The following is a 20988-nucleotide window of genomic DNA, read 5'->3' on the forward strand; positions in this document are numbered from 1 at the left end:
ACTTGAAAAACGGTTCATTGTATGAAGTTAAGATCATCTTTATTCTTTTTATTAATATCCTTTGGGATTACAGCTCAAAATTTTGAAAACCAATGGTCTGGATTTTTTTCTTATACTTCAGTAAAAAGTATTTCTCACGGGAATGATCGTGTTTATGCAGCCGCTGAAAATTCCATTTTTACATATGATCTAAGTACACAGGAGTTAAATACTATTTCTTCTATCAATGGGCTTTCCGGAGAATTAATCTCTACCATTTATTACAGTGAAAACTTTGATCTATTGGTAATAGGTTACGAAAACGGACTTATAGAAATAGTTATTGACGGTGATGAAGATATCTTAACAGTGGTAGATATTCTTGATAAACAAACCATTCCCCCGGATAAAAAACGAATTAATCATTTTAACGAATACGAAGGCAATTTATATATAGCTACCGAATTTGGAGTTTCAGTATTCGATTTAGCTGCCTTGGAATTTGGAGACACCTATTTTATTGGAGATCTGGGTACTCAAATAGATATTGTACAAACCACCGTTCAAGAGCCATATATTTTTGCAGCATCTTCTTCCAATGGAATGAGACGAGCATTAGTTGCAGACGATAATCTTATAGATTTTGAGCAATGGACGACCATTATTGGTGGAGGCTGGAGAGGGGTCCAGACATTAAATGAAGAATTATATACAGTTAACAGAAGTAATACCGTATCACGCTTTACTCCTGATGGGATTACAACCGCTGTTGAAAATTTTAATGAAACTGTTGTAGATTTCAATGTCGAAAACAACTTTCTTACGATCACAACACCCAATACGATTCAATCTTATGCGGAAGGGTATGTACAGCAAGCATTGGTGACTTCAACATCTGATTTTGAGTATGAATTGCAGTCTGGGTTGGCGTTCAATAATACATTTTATATGGGGACGACAGAGTTGGGAATGCTCATTGTACCTTTTGGAACCAATCAAGCGCAACAAATTCTTCCGGATGGGCCTCTTTTAAATACTCCTTTTGCAATTGATGCTACTCCGGGGCAATTATGGGTGGGATTTGGAGATGTAGATGTAAATTTTAACCCTTTTCCCTTAAGTAAACGGGGGATTAGTAATTTGAAGGATGAAGCATGGACCAATATAATGTATGAAGACCTGGAGGCTGCTGTAGGAGCAGAAGTGACAGATATTGTAAATGTAAGTATCAATCCGGAGAACCCCGATGAGGTATACATGAGTTCTTTTCAAAAAGGATTACTTAAAATTGACGGGCAGGTTCCTAGTGTTCTTTTAAATGAAAATACCAGTCCATTAGAGGTTCCGCCAAACAATCCGGGAGCGGAGATTAGAATCTACGGATCTGATTACGACAGGGAGGGTAATTTATGGTTTGTGCAATCCAGGATTAACGAAGGCCTTGTCAAACTATCCCCTTCCGGGCAGTTTCAAAGAATTGATATCTCTGCCGTCATTGATGCCGAAAGTGAGATTGCATTAAGTGAAGTTGCGGTTAGTAGAGAGGGTTATGTGTTTTTTGGTGCAACTGAAAGCGGGTTAGTAGGGTATAATCCTACATCAGGTGATTTCAATTTAATAGGAGAAGATATTGGAAACGGAAATCTGGTATCAAATAATATTAGAGCCTTGGCTTTTGACAATCAAAATAGATTGTGGATAGGATCTTTAAAAGGCTTGCGGGTATTATTTAGTACCGGAAGTTTTTTTGAAGAAGGAGCCAATACAGATACGCAAGCAATTATTATCCTGGATGGCGATGTAGCTCAGGAACTCTTGTTTCAACAATCTATTACCGATATTGAAGTAGATGGGTCAAACAATAAATGGATTTCTACAGCAACCTCCGGAGTATTTTATTTATCATCTAACGGTCAGGAAACACTATTGCGTTTTACAAAAGATAATTCGCCTTTACCTTCCAACAATGTACAGGATATCACTATTGATGATTTAAGCGGTACCGTATATTTTGCTACAACTAACGGTTTGGTGGCTTACAATGGCACTTCAACGGCTCCACGTGAGAATTTGGAAGAAGTATATGCTTTTCCCAATCCTGTACGGCCCGGCTTTACCGGAAATGTTACGATAGATGGATTAACCGCCAGAGCCAATGTAAAGATAACAGACATTGAAGGGAATCTCGTTTTTGAAGATACCAGTGAAGGAGGGAGCATATTATGGGATACTACTGCTTTTGGGAAATATCGGGTCGCTTCGGGAGTCTATTTGGTGCTAATCACTACAGATGATGCTTTGGAAACTAAAGTCTCTAAAATAATGATCATTCGCTAATGCTGGTCACAACTAGGGCATTGGTTTTTTCAACCATTAAATATGGAGAAGCAGACCTTATAGTTAGTTGTTTTACAGAAAAAGAGGGCTTAAAGAGCTATTTACTACGCAATGTTTTAAAATCGAAAAAAGGAAAACTCAGAGCTTCCTTCTTCCAGCCACTTACTCAGCTTGAGCTTATAGCCATACACAGAAATAAGGGAACATTAGAAAGTATTCGGGAAGCGAAAATATTACACCCCTACCAAACACTTCATACCAATGTTATAAAATCGGGGATGGTATTATTTTTGGCTGAAATGCTTAAAAATTCTGTTAAAGAAGGAGAGGTCAATACAGAATTGTATCAGTATTTAGAACAATCTTTACATTGGTTAGACCATCATGATGATATTGCTAATTTTCACATTCTTTTTCTTTTGAAATTAACAGCTTATTTAGGTTTTTATCCAGATGCATCAAATATTAAGGATCAGTACTTTAACTTATTGGAGGGTAATTTTCAGCAAAATTCGTTGGGAAATTACTGCGAAGAAGGAGAAGCTGTAGAGGCATTCAAAGGGTTTTTCGGCATAGATTTTGATGCAATTCTGCAAATTAAATTGACAAAAAAAGTACGTTTAGCTACGCTAAATTTGCTTTTAGTGTATTATCAATTACATTTGCAGGGCTATAAAAAACCGAAGTCTCTTTTGGTACTTCATCAACTATTTTAACTACTATGCGCTTACCCTTATTACTCATCGTGTTAATCTTTTCATGCAACGCAGTAATATCCCAAACCATTCAAGTTTTAGAAGAAGACACCCGGGAACCCATCCTTGGAGTAGCAGTCTATAACAATGAAAAAACCAAAAGTGGGGTGACCGATTTTGATGGGTATATAGATATTTCAAATTTTTCGGATACTGAAACTATTAACTTTCAGCATATCTCACACATAAATATTGCTTTTAGTAAACAAGAAATTGTTGCTGCCGGAAATATTGTCTTTATGGTGACAGACGCCAGCACATTGGAAGAAGTGGTGCTTTCTGTAGCAAAATTTGGGCAACAAAAGAAAGACCTTCCGCAGCAAATAGCAAGCCTTACCTCTGCAGATATTCAATTTGCAAATCCGCAAACAGCAGCAGACCTTTTGGAAAGTAGCGGACAGATTTATGTGCAAAAGAGCCAATTAGGAGGAGGGAGTCCTTTGATACGTGGGTTTTCCACGAATAGGCTGTTAATTACTGTCGATGGAATACGCTTTAATACGGCTATCTATAGAAGTGGGAATGTGCAAAATGTGATTTCTATTGATCCTTTTTCTATAGAAAGAACCGAAGTGATCTTAGGCCCCGGAAGTGTTGTCTATGGAAGTGATGCAATAGGAGGGGTGATGAACTTTTATACCAAAAAACCTAAATTTTCTTTTGAAGATGGAATCACTTTTAGTGGAAATGTGAATGCACGTTATGCTACTGCTAATGAGGAAAAAACAGGACATGTTGATTTTAATTTCGGAGCCAAAGAGTGGGCATTTTTAACGAGTGTAACCTATAGTGATTTTGGTGATTTGAAAATGGGAAAACATGGGCCGGATGATTACCTGCGCCCGGAATATGCAACAACTGTTAATGGAGAAGATGTAGTGGTCACTAACCCGGACCCTCGTGTACAAGTTCCTACAGGATATAACCAGATCAATGCGATGCAAAAAGTACGTTATATGCCTTCAGACAATTGGAATTTTGACCTTGGAGTGTTTTATACCACTACGGGAAATTACCCACGTTATGATCGATTGATTAGAAAAAGAAATGACAATTTAAGGGCAGCCGAATGGTATTATGGGCCACAAGAATGGCTTGCAGGCAATTTACAAGCCAGAAATAAGCCTTCAAATACCGGAATTTATGATGAAAGCATTGTAACGCTATCCTACCAGCGTTTTAAAGAAAGCCGGAATGATCGTGATTTTGGAGACACCGTTTTATTTGAAACCAATGAAACAGTAGATGCTTATAGTGCGGCCTGGGATTTTGAAAAGAAATTAGGAAAGAAAAACCTGTTGTTTTATGGTGTAGAATATGTTTTTAATAGCGTAGGTAGCGTTGGAGCCCAGACAGATATCACTAATGGAACATCTCAACCTGATGCATCCCGTTATCCGGATGGGGCGACCTGGCAGAGTATAGCTGCCTATAGTAGTTTGCAGTGGAAATTTGCAGAACGTCTTTCCTTTCAGGGAGGACTACGCTACAATCATATTTTAGTGGATGCTTTTTTTGACGATGCTTTTTTTGATTTTCCTTTTTCAGAAGCAAATATCGATACCGGAGCCCTTACAGGAAGTGCCGGATTAGCATTTCGGGCAAGTGATATATTAGGGTTAAAAGCAAATTTATCTACTGCTTTTAGAGCCCCTAATGTAGACGATATAGGAAAGATCTTTGACAGTGAACCCGGAAGTGTTGTGGTACCCAATCCCGACCTGAAACATGAATATGCTTACAATGGTGAAATTGCTGCTTCACTTAATTTTGACAATGTTGTGAAACTGGATGTCGCATCTTTTTATACTGTTTTGAACGATGCGTTGGTACGTCGTGATTTTAGTTTGGATGGCAAAACTGAAATTGAATACCAGGGCGAACTTAGTAATGTCCAGGCGATACAAAATGCCGGAAAGGCAGAGATCTATGGCTTGGAAGCAGGGTTGGAAGTGAATTTCTGCGAAGCATGGCAACTCACGTCACAATACAATATCACAGACGGTTATCAAGAGGAAGATGATGGCTCTACGGCTCCAGTACGCCATGCAGCACCTCAGTTTGGAAATACTCACTTACGTTTTACCAAAGACAAATGGAAGCTGGATGCTTTTGCCGAATACAACGGACAATTTGATTTTGAAGATTTAGCTCCCAGTCAGATAGCGAACGATTATCTTTATGCTAAAGATGAGAATGGGAATCCCTATTCACCGCGATGGTATACAGTAAACTTTGGAGCACAATACAGCCTTACAGAAACGATACAGCTTAATGCTATTCTAGAGAATATTACCAACCAAAGGTATAGAACATATTCTTCGGGGATCGCTTCGGCAGGGCGTAATTTGATTGTATCTGCCAATTATATATTCTAAACGGTGACTTTTTTGTAGTCAAAAAACATTTCAGAAAAGAAATGAGGGTATAATTATAATGCATTCTTTATAATATCCTCTACAACTTCGGGATTTAACAAAGTACTGGTGTCTCCTAAATTAGAAGTGTCCTTACAGGCTATTTTTCTAAGAATACGTCGCATGATCTTTCCGGAACGGGTTTTTGGCAACCCGGGAGTAAACTGAATTTTATCCAATTTAGCAATGGGTCCTATATGTTCTGTAATGATCTGGTTGATCTCTTTACGCACATTGTCATGATCCCTGTCTTCACCTGTTTCTTTTAAAATCACATAACCATAGAGCGCGTTTCCCTTCACATCATGAGGGAAACCTACAATAGCGCTTTCTGCTACAGCAGGATGTTCGTTAATAGCATCTTCAATAGGAGCAGTCCCAAGATTGTGCCCGGAAACAATAATTACATCATCTACACGGCCGGTAATTCGATAATAACCTGTAGTATCCCGTAAAGCACCATCACCGGTGAAGTATTTGTTTTCAAAAGCCGAGAAGTAGGTGTCTTTATATCGTTGGTGGTTCCCCCAGATGGTACGTGCCATTGACGGCCAGGGAAATTTAATGCACAAACGCCCGTCTACTTGAAGGCCATCCATTTCTAGGCCTTTTTCGTCCATTAAGCAAGGCTGGATGCCGGGGAGCGGTAAGGTTGCAAAAGTAGGAATAGTAGGTGTTGCAAAAGGGATGGGAGAGATCAGAATACCACCAGTCTCTGTTTGCCACCAGGTGTCAACAATCGGGCTCTTCTTTTTTCCAATATTGTCATTGTACCAGTGCCAGGCTTCTTCGTTGATGGGCTCTCCTACAGTACCCAATACTTTTAGAGAAGAAAGGTTGTGTTTTTGCACAAAGCTGAGATTTTCTTTGGCAAGTGCACGAATGGCCGTAGGCGCTGTATAGAATTGATTTACCCGATGCTTCTCAACAATCTGCCAAAAACGCCCCCAATCCGGATATGAAGGAATACCTTCAAATATAATTGTTGTAGCACCATTAGCCAGAGGCCCGTATATAATGTAACTGTGTCCGGTAATCCAGCCAATATCTGCGGTACACCAATATACGTCATCCTCTGTATACTGAAAAACATTTTTAAACGTATAGGCGGTATAGACCATATAGCCTGCAGAGGTATGGACCATTCCTTTAGGGGTTCCGGTAGAGCCTGAAGTATATAAAATAAAGAGTGGATCTTCAGCCGCCATCGTTTCAGGGATACATTCTTTAGAGGCTGTATTCAATAAAGGGTGCAACCATTTATCACGGCCTTCTTTTAGTTGTATATTAGAATTAATACGTTTAGCTACCAGAACGGTCTCTACGCAGGGACAATTTTTTAAAGCCTCGTCTACAATTCCTTTAAGGTCTATCGTTTTATTTCCTCTGAAAGAACCATCACTGGTGATCACTATTTTACAATCTGAATCATTAATGCGTGTGGCAAGTGCTGTTGCAGAAAAACCCGCAAATACTACCGAATGAATAGCGCCAATACGAGCACAAGCCAGCACTGAAAAGGCCAGCTCAGGAATCATAGGCAAGTAGATACATACGCGGTCACCTTTAGAAATTCCTTGTGACCGCAATACATTGGCAAATTTGCATACATTATCGTGCAATTCCCGGTAACTTATGTGTTGAGCTTCTTCATTTGGATTGTTAGGCTCAAAAATTATTGCTGTTTTATCTCCTCTGGTTGCTAGATGGCGGTCAATACAATTATTGGTAATATTAAGTTGAGCCCCTTCAAACCATTTTATTTCAGGCTTGGTGAAATCCCAGGAAAGCACTTTGTTCCATTTCTTCTGCCAAACAAAATACTCTTCTGCTATTGCTGACCAAAATAATTCGGGATCTTGAACCGATTTTCTATAGACTTGAAAGTACTCTTCCAGGCTTTTTATGTGGTAATCACTCATATTTTAATACCTTCTTTTGTCTTCCTCTAAGATAGCATATTCATAATTATCTGTCCATCCGGATTTTAGGGGTAGTATTTTTCTGTGTAGTCCTTCCCGGGTCATTCCAATCTTTTCCAAAATTTTGATGGAAGCAACATTTTCTGTAGCAACACCAGCTTCAATACGGTGCAATTGTAATGTGTTAAACCCAAATCTAATGATCTCTTTAACTGTTTCGGTGGCATACCCCTTTCTCCATTGAGAGGGAAGCAAGCTATAATAGATCTCTGCCTTATTATATTTTTTTGTGGACATAATCATCCCAATTTGGCCAATAAGTGCGGAAGTATCTTTTTTCCTGACCACCCATAAGTACCATGTCCTCTCTTTCTTTGATTGATCATCAAAAATAGGTTGTAATAATTTTTGAGTAACCGAGAGCTCTTCAGGAATACCAATGGTATTGAATTGTGCTACGGCTTCATAACTATTTATATGATGAATATCCTTAATATCTTCTGAAGTGATTTCAGAAATTAACAATCGTTCTGTTTCAAGATTCATAACGAAGCAGTTTTTTAGCAAGATCACTTTTTACATTGGCAAACCATTCTTTTTGAAGGATACTTAAAACAATACTATCTCTTCTTCCTGTTGGGTTTTTATAATTACTTCTTAAAATACCTTCTACGGTACAGCCAATACTTTTCATAGCAGCGATACTGCGTTGATTTGTTGCATCGGCCCTAAATTCAACTCGTTCCCAGCCTATTTTTTCAAAAGCAAATTCTAATAAAAGATATTTACAATTCTTGTTTAAACCTGTTCCCTGAAATTCATTTCCATACCATGTAAATCCTAATTGAGTGGTATTGTGAGATTCCTGAATGTCATAGAAACGCGTACTGCCAACATATTTTTGGGCACGCTTGTCGAAAACAATAAAAGGATAGGCTGTTTTTGTAGCACGTCCCTGTAAAGCTAATTCCATATACTTTTTTAAGTTTTCGAGTCCACTAGCAGGGGTTATGGAATAGTCCCAGATCTGTGGTTCATAAATAGAATATACAGACAAATGTTCCATGTCTTCCATAGTTAATGGCCGGAGTAACACCACTTTGTTTTCTAACGTATAGTCTGTATCAAAATTGAAGTTCATTATAAACTATTAATATCATTTGTGTTTTAATACTTTTCACACAAATATAGTTAGAATAGTATTAGGCTTTTTATGTGTTTTATTTCAGTTTTACAGAAGTAGCTTATACAACTTTCAACATTTATTTTAATGTTATATTTGTTGAAGTAAATACTATCAAATATGGATGTTACCCTACCCGGAGATGAAAATATACGTATTGCCAATTCATTGGATGTGGCAAAGATCATGAGGAAAATACTCCTTAGGCAAAACAGATTACATAGGAAGAAGGAATATTTTTGGGTACTAGGGTTAAACACAAAAAATGATATAGAATATATAGAACTGTTAGTCTTAGGAGTACTCAATCAAGCTATTTTAGACCCTGTGGAGGTATTTAACTTTGCGGTGTCCAAAAAATGTAAAAAAGTAATTCTATGTCATAACCACCCTTCCGGAGATGTAACCCCTAGTAAAGCTGATATTAAAATCACTGAAGCGATAAAAAAAGGTGCAGATGTACTTAATATTGAACTTTTGGATCACATAATCATTAGTGACAAAACAGCCTATTACAGCATGAAAGATGATGGTAAGCTTTAAAATGGGATTTAGATTTCGGTATTATTAAAAACTGTTCGGTTTGTATCACCAAGTAAGTGATAAGCATTTCGAGCGTTATTTAGACGAGTATGCAAACCGTTATAATACTAGAAATTTAACAAGCCAAGAGCGTTTTGAATTGTTCCTAGGGCAGAGTGAGAGAGTGTTGACTTATAAAACTTTAACCTCTGAATGTTAATAGATTAGCTTGTTAAAATTTTGATAATTATAAAAAATTTTATATGAAAATTTTGGAAAATGGCTCAATTATTGTACTTTTGCTCACATAAAGCATCGCTCTATCGTTAGGTAGAGTTCGGCTGTCTCCTAGAGACAGCTTTTTTTTTATATAAAAATATGAGAACAATATTTTACGTAGATGGTTTTAATTTTTATTACGGATTAAAAAATCAAACAAGAATGGACGCCAAATGGCGAAAATGTTATTGGATTGATTTTATCAAGCTATTTTCCCAATTTTTGGGTCCAGAAGATGATTTAGTTAGAGTAAAGTATTTTACTGCTTCTCCATTGAGTCCCGGCAAAAACTCTAGGCAAAGCGCACTATTTAAAGCTAATGATCTTATTAATGGCGATATCTTCCAGATTATAAGAGGGAAATATATTGAAAAGGATATACATTGTCAAAATTGTAAAACTCATTTCACAAAGCCAGAAGAAAAAAGAACCGATGTAAACATAGCAACACACCTCTTGGGAGATTGTGCTTTAGATATTGTTGACAAAATTGTTTTAGTTACCGCCGATAGCGATTTAATTCCTCCCATAGAGTTTATTAAAAGTAATTTTACAGATAAAAAAATTAAAATATACTTTCCTCCTTCAAGTTTTAGCAATGATCTTGCACATGCAAACCCTAATAAAAGAGTTATATTGTTAAGGGATAACTACAAAAAATTTGAAAATGCTTTTATGCCAGATACTGTTGTAAAGAAAGACGGGTCTGATACTGCAATCATACCAGCTTTATGGAAATAAAGTAATATCTTTATTATATGGATAAAAAGTATAAAAAAGAACAGCCCAAAGAAAAGCCTTTAAAGATAGAAGGCTCTCTTGACGATGTTCTAAAGGTTTCCGTACCCAAGTCCAAAGATAAAAATGGCAACGGGGTAAGAAACAATTAAAGGCATTACACTGCGTTTATGGGCGTACGGTAGGGGAAATATGTGACAATCACTACCAAGTGTAAAATGTTCATTGTAATAGAAATATTGAATTTTGACATTTATCCCCGGAGGGTTTAGGCGTGATACCGTCTATGAAATTCAAGCTTTTCAATCTTCAAAAAAATCACTCCGATTTAATATAGAAATTCTAATTACTCTTGTGGTAACACGTATATAAGTTCCAGCTTATAGGGTGTTTATATATTTCCAAACGACTACAAACATTTGCAAGTGATTATAAACGATAGTAAGTAGGTAACAACCGGTTCGTTCTTTCGGACCACTTCATATTTGCACTGTTGAATCATCGAGGTTCAATGATCTTAACTGTTTAACCCGCCTGCCGCCGGGCAGGTATTAAAATTTAATTAGTATGAACACACTTAGAAACAAAGTACAGTTGATTGGAAACTTAGGAAATGATCCGGAAATTATCACACTAGAGTCCGGAAAGAAATTGGCAAAATTTAGCATTGCTACCAATGATACCTACAAAAATGCTGAGGGTGAGAAAGTAACCGATACGCAATGGCATAATGTAATTGCCTGGAACAAGACCGCAGAGATTGTGGAGCAATATGTAACTAAAGGAAAAGAGATTGCCATTGAAGGTAAGTTAACTTCGCGGAGTTATGAAGATAAGGAAGGACAAAAGCGATACATTACCGAGGTAGTGGTGAACGAATTGTTGATGTTGGGGAAATAATAATATTTGAATTGAGGCTACCACAAAGGGTAGCCTCAATTTTATTTAACAGTATTTAAATACCACTTTTAGTCTTTGCAGATGTTGAATTTAAAGCACTGCTCTGTATGTATAGATTTGGTAATATCATAACAAATACCTTTTAGATTTATTTGATATTCACCATTCTTTGCACCCTCGCTGATTAAAACAAATTCTCTTGTCACACAAGAACAAGGTTCAATATCTCCAAAACAAAATACTCCTATTGGATGTACTTTGACAGATGGAGTCCCGTTAGGGAGCATTTTTACTGGCTTACCATTTTTATCTATGACTTCAATCATAGAAATTTTAAAATTAGAGAATTTGATATTTGAAAAACAATTGCATACTGTTAGTGTCATTATTTCATAATCTGATGATTCTAAACAATCACACTCACTGTCACCCCATCTTATTGAAATACAAGGCTCTATTCCAGAAAGATCAATTTCTTTACATTTATTAGTCCCACAAGAATTACAAATAACCTCTGTTAACAGTGTTACGTATTCTTTTTGGCTAGGTGCATTACTAAAATAAACTTCACCTCCCGTTTTATGACACAAATCTCTATAATTCTCCAAAATAGAAGTATTTAGGTGTTGGTAAGTAAGATGATGTGCAAAAACTGTAACATTGTTGGAATTTGCCTCAGTAATAGCTGCATTGGTTTTAGCTGTTTCATTTGCAAAATCATTTCTAGGAACGGAGCTATCTAATTCTTCATCACTAATATAAAAAATTGCTCTACAAGCATCTTCTCGCCATTCTGCATATTTAGACAAATCCTTAATTCCGTTTGCCCCTTGCTCCATTGGTTTCCAATCCCATGCGCTTGTTGGTGCTGTACTTGATAAAGGTATGGTTCCGTGAATTCCATAGATGTAATCTCGATGACTTTGAGTAAAAACAGTTCCTGCCCAAATTCCGTCCAATCCTAAAAAAGTAATCTTCAAGTCTGGTTCACAAGAAGATTTTGCATCTTTAATTGCTAAGGAAACAGCATCTGACACAGCAGTAGCCGAAGATGAAACGGAGCTACTAGTATCAATTAAAACAATTAAGTCTATCCTTGTCCCTTTTGATGTGGAGCCACTACACCCACAGCCATCATCTTCATCATTACAGTGTAAAAGACCATTCACTTTTGACGTTACTAATTCTTCAAGAATTGAATTGGTTTTAGCAGTCCATTCTTTACAATCTAACTTTTCTTTATCTGCTAATAGTTTAACAGGTAGAGGTAAGGCAGTCGCCTTTTTGTTTTCTGCTTTTTTTCTTTGTTTTTTTGTTGCCATAATATATAATTTAAGTTTTTTCCTACTCTTTTTAAAGGATTTTCGGCTTTCTCCTTCTTGGTCATCACAAAGTTTATGACGTTCATCAACTCTCAACTATGGTTTAAATCGTTTATTTATTTAAAGCTGGAAGGGAATAAATATGTCTCTAAAAGAGGGGCTAACAGTCGGATAAATTATAATACTAATCACACCACCAACAACCATAATCAATAAAAGCCCAGAAAAAATCAAAACTATTATAACTCCCAAATTGGTTACCACATACATGCAACCTAGACATAGTTCTAGCTTTACCGTTAGTCATTAGGCCTTCAAAAACAGTTACTGATTCTTCCGTATACTTATGCCATACATAAATAGTTTTACCTTCAATCAGATGTTCAGCCATGGCTATTCCGCTAAATTTACCTTCTATCAAATTATAGTCTTCCAAATCAGTTTGTTCCAAGCCAAGGTCTTGTATGAAATCGTCTAAATTGAACCCTTTATTCATTTGATATTCGTTTTTACCAATATAGCCGTAGTCCTCATGATAGTCCAGAATAATGTCATATGTTGAAATTGGCACAAGAGCTTCTCCGTATTTGAAATTCGAATAATCCAATACATATGACCCTTGTTCCAACATAATTTTTGACTTCCCTAGTGCGACAGTTGTTTTTCGATTCAGTTCAGTATTATCAGGAACAATAAGTGTAGGTTCTTCAAGGTCCTTTGAAAATACCATTCTAAGAAATTCCCCCTCTATGTGAAAGGCAATAACACCATTTTCTGCTGTACTTTCATAGTTAAATCGGTCAAAGTTATTTTGAATTTCAGAGACAGTTTGAGTTTGCTCTTTTTGGCTCCATACATAATCCCAAATGTCCCCATCCTCGTTTATAAAGCAGACCCCGGGACCTGTAGCACAAGATTCCCTGCTAAAATGCGAATCCATTACATAGACATAAGGCGAATAGGTTGTAGAAACATTTTCAAATGAAATGTACGTTGAATCATCTTTTGAATCACAGGAAATTATCGTTGTCAAAATGAATAATGCTAAGATTCTTAGAATTAGATTATTAGTTTTCATGATATAAATATTAATTTCCACCTACTCTATTTTACAGTTTTCAGCTTCCCTGTTTTTATTTTACAAATCTCGTAACATGCTTATTTACAATCGATGAGCTATCAACCTAAAAGCTAAAGAACAATCAACGGATTTTATTTAGGTTGTTTAACCTTAGGTATTTAGGTGTTTATACTTATAAGAAAATCAGGGAGTTATGGTTACTTTGGCAATAGTAAAAAGTAACTTTAATCAATTAAAACTAACTATTATGAGAACTCGACTTTTAACATTGACAATAGCAGCCATTTTATTGACCTTTGGAATTTATGTTTATAATTACCCGCCGGAGGTTGAAAAAGAAATAGATAAGATTACTAAAGATCTTATTTGTAACGATTATTCAAGCGTCCCCATGAGTGAACTTAAAGTAGCTTTGGTACACAAGATGGCTAGAGGATATAGAAAATATCAAGGGACGGCTATACAAGAAAAATTTGGAATGAGAGATGCCGAAGCCATTTGGTTCGATTTGGAGACTTTAAAAACTTTTCTTTATCATTTAGAGTGGAATACTAAGCGTAGAGATAGTACTATAAATTCGGAAGAATTAGGGGTGCGTATTTATTATGCCAGTTATCCTGACAAAAGTAGTTGGCCATATTATCCAGAGCTAGATGACCTAAAAGATGATGGTTATGAAGGACGCCATACAGTTATGATGATACCTACATTGCGCAAGGATACCATAGATGTTGATTTTAATCCTCTTGATAATGAAACCTATGCCAATGGACTTGGAGTAATCCTTGAGTATGAAAATAGTGAAACTTCTAACCCAAAGACCGTTTCGGCATTATCGGGTAGACTAGAAAATGATACCTCGCTGCCTACTGGAGCTCAAAATCACGGAGGTTTGTATCCGCCGAGGACAGATATTGGAATGGGCTTTTAAGGATACAGATATGCAAGAATTTCAGGCCATATTAAATGACGTCTTATTAGGGGCAGAATTTTTTTCTGCCCTAGTTGGTGTTCTTTATCTATATAAATTAAGGAACAGTTACTGGAAGTGGTTCTCCATCTATTTGGTTTTAGTATTTATTCAGGAATATTTCTGGATTGGTAATAACAAAGAGTATTACATCTCGGTTCTCCAATATTATGCTTTTTTTGGTGTACCACTACAGTATATTTTTCTTTATTGGCTTTATGCTTTTAAGTCACTCAGAAATAAAAAATTGTTCTTACTAAGTTCTGCTGCTTATTTAATTACGATATATGCGGTGGCCTATTTTGCTGAACTAAATTCAGCTTACTCCTTGAGTACAACTATCGGCACACTTATACTTACAGTATTAGTTGTTCTAGAATTTATCAAACAAATTAAGAATGATAATATTCTTAAATTTAAAGAAAATAAGATGTTCTATATAAATATTGCAGTGGTGCTATTTTATATAGGAACCTACCCATTTCATGTTTTTGGTGATTTATTTTATAAAGACTACCCGGGAATCTGGAATATGTATTATATCTATTTTTTGATAGCTAATTGTATTATGTATTTATTATTTGCAGCTTCGTTTATATGGGGGAAACAACATTCATAGTATCGTTAATACTGTTTAATATAATTTTCATTGCCTTTATGAGTGCAATAGTAATTTTTGTTAGACAGTACCGAATTAAGAAGAAAGCACATTTAGCAGAAATACAGAATATTGATGAGGTTCATAAAAAGGAACTTTTGGAGACAGAAATTGAGATTCAAACCCAAACAATGAAGCATATTGGCAGGGAAATCCACGATAATATTGGTCAAAAACTTACGCTTGCAAGCCTATATACTCAACAATTGGCATTCGAAAATAAAGCGCCACAGATTAATAAAAATATAGAAAACATTGGCAAAATTATTAATCAGTCACTAACAGAATTGCGGGAATTGTCGAAATCATTGACAGATAACTCTATAGAGAATACTTCAATTTCAACATTAATTGAAAATGAATGTAATAAGATTAATGATCTAAAAAAATGTAAGGTTAGTTATACAAATGATGATAAAATTGATATTAAATCTTATTCAATTAAAAGTATCTTATTCAGAATTACTCAGGAGTTTTTACAAAACAGTATAAAACATTCCAATTGTAAGAATATTAAGGTTTCATTAAGCAAATATCAAAATGAAATGATATTAACGCTGAAAGATGATGGAAGAGGTTTTGATATTAAAAAATCGAGAGCGAATGGAATTGGGCTAAAGAATATTCAAAAAAGAACCGAATTAATGGGAGGAAACTGTAAAATGGAAAGTCAACGTAATCAAGGAACTAAATTAACCATAGAAATTCCAATGTAAATGAAACATACCATTGTCATCATAGACGATCATACCTTAATTGCGAATGCACTTAGTAGTATTATTTCAAATTTCAATCAATTTGAGGTATTATATACTTGTGAAAATGGTTTGGATTTTCAGGAAAAGCTCAAGACAAAACCAGTTCCCGATATTGTATTGTTAGATATCAGTATGCCAATTATGAATGGGTTTGAAACAGCTAAATGGATTAAAGAGGCCTATCCTAATATATTGATAATGGCCCTAAGTATGCAAGAGGATGAACAGAGTTTGATTAAAATGATTAAGAATGGATCCAAAGGATATATGCTTAAAAATGTGCATCCTGCAGATTTAGAAAAAGCTCTTAACGGTCTCGTAGAAAATGGACATTTTTTCCCGGAATGGGCAGCAAGCAAGGTATTTACAAGCATCCGTGAAGATACTATTGATGCAAGTTCGAAGCTAAATTTATCTGAACGCGAAATCGAATTTCTAAAATATGTTGTGACTGAAATGAACTATAAAGAAATTTCAAAAAAAATGTTTTGTAGTCCAAGAACCGTAGAAAATTATCGGGACAGCCTATTCGAAAAACTAGAACTTAAATCCAGGGTCGGTTTGGCGGTATATGCTTTAAAGAATGGCTATGCAGAGTAAAATTTATCAACTTTAGTGACTTGATATTTTTTGAAAACAGAATCAAAATAATACTAATTTCAGGTTATTGGGCTTTTCAATAAGGTCTAATCTTATAAAAGGTAAATTCGCCTTATTACTATTCTTATTCAAACCGTTACCTGAATTAAGACAAAACTAAATTAAAACATATGAGGTTATTTAAAATACTTTTGACATTTATTATTGCTTTTAATCTATTTAATTGTTCAAACGGAGATACTACAAATGAAGAAGCGAAAGTCGACAATGAAGAATTATTACAAACAATTGATAAATTCAATAAAGCTTTTCAAACAGGAGATGTTGACATCATAAAATCACTAATTACTGATAACTATGTTCACACAAATGGAAATTCAAAATCGATAAGGAAGAAGGATTGGCTTAATTATTTGAATAAAAGAGAAAAGAAAATCAAATCAGGAAGTCTTGAAGTTGTTGAATATAAAATGGAGGAAATAGAAATTCAATTCCATAAAAACATGGCTATAGTAACTGGAAAAGTAGTTGTTTCAAATAAGGAAAAAGGAGAGATTAAAAAAAATGAATATAGAATCACTAATCTTTGGGTAAATGTTAATGGGAAATGGAAAAGAGCTGGATTCCATGATGGAAAAATAAATTAGTGACAACAATGTATATAATTCATTGTTTAGGTATTTAATAATACTTCTCTCCTTTTTTGTTAAATTGGTTTTCAATTTAAACAGAAAAGAAAGACAATACAAAATTTACTTAGGGAAATAAGTAATAGATGTCTAAAAAATGATCAAAACAGTTAGTATACATATAATTGAAATGAAGAATAAATACACATATATTAAGATCATTTATACCCTACTCTTCATTTTTATCGCCTCTTGTAAGGGCCAGGATAAATCTAGTATAACTCAAGAAAACACTGTAAAACCAGATACCATTCTTGAGGATATGTTACCAAAAGAAAATCTACCATTTAACCCATATTTACAGGCGCCAAAGACAGATCCTTTATTTTTTATTGATGGACAACTATGTCAGCACTTACGCGAGATATTCCAAGATAAAAAAGGAAATCTCTGGTTTGGCACTAATGTATACGGCCTTATGCGCTACAATGGAGATTCGTTGGAGTATTTCTCTGAAAAAGACGGGCTTGGTGGCGGCAGGATAACAGGAATTGTGGAAGATAAAGAAGGTAATGTATGGTTTGGTAACCATGGAGGACTTACCAAATATGATGGAGAATCTTTTATCAATTTTAATGTGCAGGAAGGTAAAATTAACAATGATATCTGGAGTTTAACAATAGACCGTAAAGGCATATTCTGGATAGGTACTGCACAAGGTGTAGTTCGTTTTAATGGAGAAGAGTTTACCCCATTTCCTATTCCAAAAGCAAAGGTAAAAGATACTACAATATTATATTCAGAAAATAGGATTACAAGTATTCTGGAAGACAAAAATGGAATGCTGTGGTTTGGAACCGAAGGCTTTGGTATTTGTATATATGATGGAGAATCCTTTACTCATATTACAAAGGAAGATGGGCTCCCGGATAATAATATTTATGATCTTATGGAAGATAGGAATGGGAATATTTGGATTGGAACCATGTTTGGAGGGGTAAGTTTATATAATGGCAAGTCTTTTACCAATTTTACCCAAGACAGGATTATTAACGGTGTCGAAGTTGGAGGCTTTTATGAAGATAAAAACAGAAATATTTGGTTTGCTGCTGAGAACCATGGTGTCTATCGTTACGACGGGAAAGCATTTACCAATCTCCACTCAAAGGATGGCCTTAACACTAATGGAATACTATGCTTTTTTGAAGATAATGAAGGACGATTCTGGCTTGGTGGATGGGGAGGGTTATTTCGTTATGACGGTAAATCCTTTTCTAGTGTTACAAAAGATAGTCCTTGGAGATAATTCATAAAAAATTAAGTAGTTATACGTATTTGATTCTAAAGGCTTTGTGGTTAAATTGAAATGGTTAGTTAAAATTAACAAGATAAAATAGGTAACCATGAATAATCGTGACCGTAAAAAGATAAAAACTCCAAAATCAGTTAAAAATTCTCAACAAGAAATAACACATCAGTTGTATGCATTTAAGGACAATCGCCCGGAGAATATACAATTAAAAAAACACCAGGAGAATGCAGATGAGTTTACGGCGTCTAAAACTATTCAGAAAAAAGAAAATAAAACAGGCTTACCAGATCAACTGAAAACCGGGATCGAAAACCTTTCTGGTCATTCTATGGATGATGTAAAGGTACATTACAATTCACCAAAACCATCCCAACTACAAGCACATGCTTATGCACAAGGAACCAATATACATCTGGCTTCAGGGCAGGAAAAGCATTTGCCTCATGAAGCCTGGCATGTGGTACAGCAAAAACAAGGGAGAGTGAAACCTACCCTGCAGGTGAAAGGAGAAAATATTAACGATGATATCAGCTTAGAAAAGGAAGCTGACACCATGGGGAGTAAAGCGACACAGCTAAAAAAAAAGAATAATGATTTGATTGAAGGAAAACCAGCTGTAAGCCTAATTCAAAAAAAAGACAAAGTTTCGGAGAACCGGATCGCTACAGAAATCCAGAATGAATTTAAAGAAATAGGTCAACCCAAAATGACATCTACGAGCAAAGTTCTTCAGAGAAATGAATCTGCTGCAAATTGGAGAACTATGGGAACTTACAATAGTGGAACTGCGGGTAAAGAAGTTGTTGCAGCTTTTACAAAGGCGGGATATGTTGCCGACATGAAACTAAAAACATTGATACTCCGCATAATGAGCGAGAACGGTTTTGGGGCTCAAAAATGGGCGCACGGTACAGGCGATGATAGCAGTGGAAAGCAAGGAGATACAGATACACGTATACAAGAGTGTAAAAATTTCTTGATAAGATGGGCCGCCGGGCATCCGGCTGCATCAAGTTCTGCAGGTTCTTCCCGATCAAGTTATAGACCTTCGGCGGCAGAAGTAGAGGGCCATAAAGAGAAAAAGAGAGAGAAAAAAGCAGCAGTAGCTGCAAGTAAAAAAGAATCTCACAGTACAGATGTATTGCTCGAAGCTGGAATTTCTCAAGAAGATATTGATGCTTTTGAAGCCTCTCTTGGTTATATTCCGTCAAGTGTCGCAGAGTATGAAAGAATGGCGCCCTATGTATAGTTGAGGTTGAATTTTAAATACTAATAGTATCTGGTTAAATGTAAGAAATGCAGCATGTCACTACGAATTGAAAAAACACAAAAAAATGTTTCAAAAACATTGAAGAAAAACCCTTTAAAAAACCAACATTATACTAAAACTACACCATATTATATTGACAACCGCCCTGAAGCTGTTACCCAACTAAAATTTCAGGGAATGGCAAATGATTTTGCAAACTCACAACCTATTCAAAGGCAGGAGATTGATGCGAAAAAATATGTCTTATCCATTATTGATAAATTAAAAGAGCTTGGAATTACTATAGATACAAATGAAGATAATTGGGCTATAACGATACTTCAAAAACTCTGGGTTTTGAAACAACAGGAGTTATTTTTTACATTGTTTAGAGAACTTGTTAAAAATATGCCAGTTAACTCTAACAAAGAAGCACTTCATTTAGGAGATGTTTTTTCTCAAATGGAAGAGAAATTTGGAAAGGAGAATACTATACAGATATTTATAAAAGCTGGGTATGAAGCTGAATTGCCTGAATTGACAGGAAGGGCTGCTAATGCAATGCAAGTTGCCCCTCAAGCCCAAGTACAGCAAATGAATCTTCCAACGAGCTTTATGTGTGGGAATTTCAAATTGAACTTGGTCCCCAAGCTGGGCGTCCAATTAATGTATGAAACCGAAGGAAAAAATAATAAGGCCGGCGGAGCTCATGTGACCATTCATTCTGGAATAACCAGTATAGAGCAATGGGATGAAAAAATGCCAATTCATTGCCGTTATCATATTTCTAAAAGGATTGCAGTTGGAGTTGAAATGGTTGAAGGAGCTGTAAAAGAAAAAGATCAAAGGGACTCACTTGAAAAAAAAGAAGGCCTGGTCAAGGCTGGAGAAATAGCCTTGGCATTTTATCGAGCCCTTCTAGCTTTTAAGAAAAAATAAAGGCTATCTCTATAATAAAAATAGCTGTTCTCCTTTGTACTAATCACTAAGCCACTTCACATTGCATCTGTCCGGGTTGCGAAATAGTAATTACTCCCCCCCATGTACAGTTAAGCGTACAGGTATTGTTTAAAGTTGGCATATTAGCTAACATCACTGTTGGACTTCCGGGAGCCCACGGTGCAACTGTTACAGGTACACAAGGCATGGGTGTTAGTACACCCAGAGCTGCCGTAGTAGCAGCTGCTACCGTTGGATTAGCAAGTGAAGAACACATCCCAAAGGGAGGGATATTTACAATAGGTTTATTGTCCATAATATTGGCTGCCGGCATATTGCTGGTCATTACTTTGTTTTGTGGTAAAACGATCAAAGAGGAGGGCGCAACTCCAAAGGAGCAGGTCATCATAGCTCCCATACATACTTGTTGTGGCATAA

Annotated in this window: 21 protein-coding genes; 15 read left to right on the forward strand and 6 right to left on the reverse strand. The window is 35.8% G+C overall.

The features are described 5' to 3' along the window. Positions 1-21 precede the first annotated feature (21 nt). The 3 genes from porZ to ACY2RT_RS08450 are packed head-to-tail and all read left to right on the forward strand — an operon-like array spanning position 22 to position 5449. Positions 22-2316 carry a type IX secretion system anionic LPS delivery protein PorZ gene (gene porZ / locus ACY2RT_RS08440; RefSeq protein WP_490155471.1) on the forward strand — a complete coding sequence of 765 codons (2295 nt, stop codon included), beginning with the start codon at positions 22-24 and terminating at the stop codon, positions 2314-2316. Next, the gene (gene recO, locus ACY2RT_RS08445; protein WP_490155472.1) at positions 2316-3032 is read left to right on the forward strand and encodes a DNA repair protein RecO; all 717 of its coding nucleotides are present in this window, start codon (positions 2316-2318) and stop codon (positions 3030-3032) included. Before porZ ends, recO begins: the two co-directional genes overlap by 1 nt. A 5-nt stretch (positions 3033-3037) precedes the next feature. Beyond that, the gene (locus tag ACY2RT_RS08450) at positions 3038-5449 is read left to right on the forward strand and encodes a TonB-dependent receptor (RefSeq protein WP_490155473.1); all 2412 of its coding nucleotides are present in this window, start codon (positions 3038-3040) and stop codon (positions 5447-5449) included. A gap of 53 nt (positions 5450-5502) precedes the next feature. Here ACY2RT_RS08450 and acs read toward each other — a convergent pair whose 3' ends face one another. Genes acs through ACY2RT_RS08465 form a run of 3 tightly spaced genes read right to left on the reverse strand, consistent with a single transcriptional unit; the run spans position 5503 to position 8551 of the window. After that, a complete protein-coding gene (acs, locus tag ACY2RT_RS08455) occupies positions 5503-7410 on the reverse strand; it encodes an acetate--CoA ligase (protein ID WP_490155474.1) in 1908 nt (635 codons plus the stop codon). A gap of 3 nt (positions 7411-7413) precedes the next feature. Further along, positions 7414-7956, reverse strand: coding sequence for a GNAT family N-acetyltransferase (locus tag ACY2RT_RS08460; protein WP_490155475.1), 543 nt, complete (start codon positions 7954-7956; stop codon positions 7414-7416). Continuing rightward, positions 7946-8551 carry a GNAT family N-acetyltransferase gene (locus ACY2RT_RS08465; protein ID WP_490155476.1) on the reverse strand — a complete coding sequence of 202 codons (606 nt, stop codon included), beginning with the start codon at positions 8549-8551 and terminating at the stop codon, positions 7946-7948. Before ACY2RT_RS08465 ends, ACY2RT_RS08460 begins: the two co-directional genes overlap by 11 nt. 162 nt (positions 8552-8713) lie before the next feature. On the opposite strand from ACY2RT_RS08465, the gene ACY2RT_RS08470 reads away from it, so the two are divergent. From ACY2RT_RS08470 to ACY2RT_RS08485, 4 genes are all read left to right on the forward strand, one after another. Then, on the forward strand, positions 8714-9136 hold the full coding sequence (locus ACY2RT_RS08470) for a JAB domain-containing protein (RefSeq protein WP_490155477.1): 423 nt from the start codon (positions 8714-8716) through the stop codon (positions 9134-9136). A 357-nt stretch (positions 9137-9493) separates the two neighbouring features. Then, positions 9494-10135 (forward strand): NYN domain-containing protein, encoded by a 642-nt coding sequence (locus tag ACY2RT_RS08475; protein WP_490155478.1) that lies wholly within the window; start codon positions 9494-9496, stop codon positions 10133-10135. A gap of 17 nt (positions 10136-10152) precedes the next feature. Beyond that, on the forward strand, positions 10153-10284 hold the full coding sequence (locus ACY2RT_RS08480; protein ID WP_490155479.1) for a hypothetical protein: 132 nt from the start codon (positions 10153-10155) through the stop codon (positions 10282-10284). A 415-nt stretch (positions 10285-10699) separates the two neighbouring features. After that, positions 10700-11032 carry a single-stranded DNA-binding protein gene (locus tag ACY2RT_RS08485; RefSeq protein WP_490155480.1) on the forward strand — a complete coding sequence of 111 codons (333 nt, stop codon included), beginning with the start codon at positions 10700-10702 and terminating at the stop codon, positions 11030-11032. A gap of 68 nt (positions 11033-11100) precedes the next feature. Here the strand turns inward: ACY2RT_RS08485 and ACY2RT_RS08490 are convergent, their stop codons facing one another. Then, positions 11101-12354: a hypothetical protein gene (locus ACY2RT_RS08490; protein ID WP_490155481.1), complete on the reverse strand. Its 1254-nt coding sequence runs from the start codon at positions 12352-12354 to the stop codon at positions 11101-11103. 184 nt (positions 12355-12538) lie between these two features. Next, positions 12539-13432: a hypothetical protein gene (locus ACY2RT_RS08495; protein WP_490155482.1), complete on the reverse strand. Its 894-nt coding sequence runs from the start codon at positions 13430-13432 to the stop codon at positions 12539-12541. Positions 13433-13682: 250 nt separating this feature from the next. On the opposite strand from ACY2RT_RS08495, the gene ACY2RT_RS08500 reads away from it, so the two are divergent. From ACY2RT_RS08500 to ACY2RT_RS08535, 8 genes are all read left to right on the forward strand, one after another. Further along, positions 13683-14366, forward strand: a complete 684-nt coding sequence (locus ACY2RT_RS08500) for a hypothetical protein (protein ID WP_490155483.1) — start codon at positions 13683-13685, stop codon at positions 14364-14366. Positions 14367-14376: 10 nt separating this feature from the next. Then, positions 14377-15024, forward strand: a complete 648-nt coding sequence (locus ACY2RT_RS08505) for a hypothetical protein (protein ID WP_490155484.1) — start codon at positions 14377-14379, stop codon at positions 15022-15024. A gap of 38 nt (positions 15025-15062) precedes the next feature. Further along, positions 15063-15779 (forward strand): sensor histidine kinase, encoded by a 717-nt coding sequence (locus tag ACY2RT_RS08510; protein ID WP_490155485.1) that lies wholly within the window; start codon positions 15063-15065, stop codon positions 15777-15779. Beyond that, positions 15780-16421, forward strand: a complete 642-nt coding sequence (locus tag ACY2RT_RS08515; protein WP_490155486.1) for a response regulator transcription factor — start codon at positions 15780-15782, stop codon at positions 16419-16421. It begins immediately after the preceding gene. A 170-nt stretch (positions 16422-16591) separates the two neighbouring features. Continuing rightward, complete coding sequence (locus tag ACY2RT_RS08520; RefSeq protein ID WP_490155487.1) at positions 16592-17068, forward strand: nuclear transport factor 2 family protein; 477 nt, start codon at positions 16592-16594, stop codon at positions 17066-17068. Between the two features lie 139 nt (positions 17069-17207). Further along, positions 17208-18356: a ligand-binding sensor domain-containing protein gene (locus ACY2RT_RS08525; protein ID WP_490155488.1), complete on the forward strand. Its 1149-nt coding sequence runs from the start codon at positions 17208-17210 to the stop codon at positions 18354-18356. A gap of 97 nt (positions 18357-18453) precedes the next feature. Beyond that, positions 18454-19611, forward strand: coding sequence for an eCIS core domain-containing protein (locus ACY2RT_RS08530; protein WP_490155489.1), 1158 nt, complete (start codon positions 18454-18456; stop codon positions 19609-19611). 54 nt (positions 19612-19665) lie between these two features. Further along, the gene (locus ACY2RT_RS08535; RefSeq protein ID WP_490155490.1) at positions 19666-20550 is read left to right on the forward strand and encodes a hypothetical protein; all 885 of its coding nucleotides are present in this window, start codon (positions 19666-19668) and stop codon (positions 20548-20550) included. 46 nt (positions 20551-20596) lie between these two features. On the opposite strand, the gene ACY2RT_RS08540 is transcribed toward ACY2RT_RS08535, so the two are convergent. Further along, on the reverse strand, positions 20597-20986 hold the full coding sequence (locus ACY2RT_RS08540) for a DUF4280 domain-containing protein (protein WP_490155491.1): 390 nt from the start codon (positions 20984-20986) through the stop codon (positions 20597-20599). Between the last annotated feature and the right edge of the window lie 2 nt (positions 20987-20988).

This window comes from Ulvibacter sp. 2210JD10-4 (genome assembly GCF_058148525.1).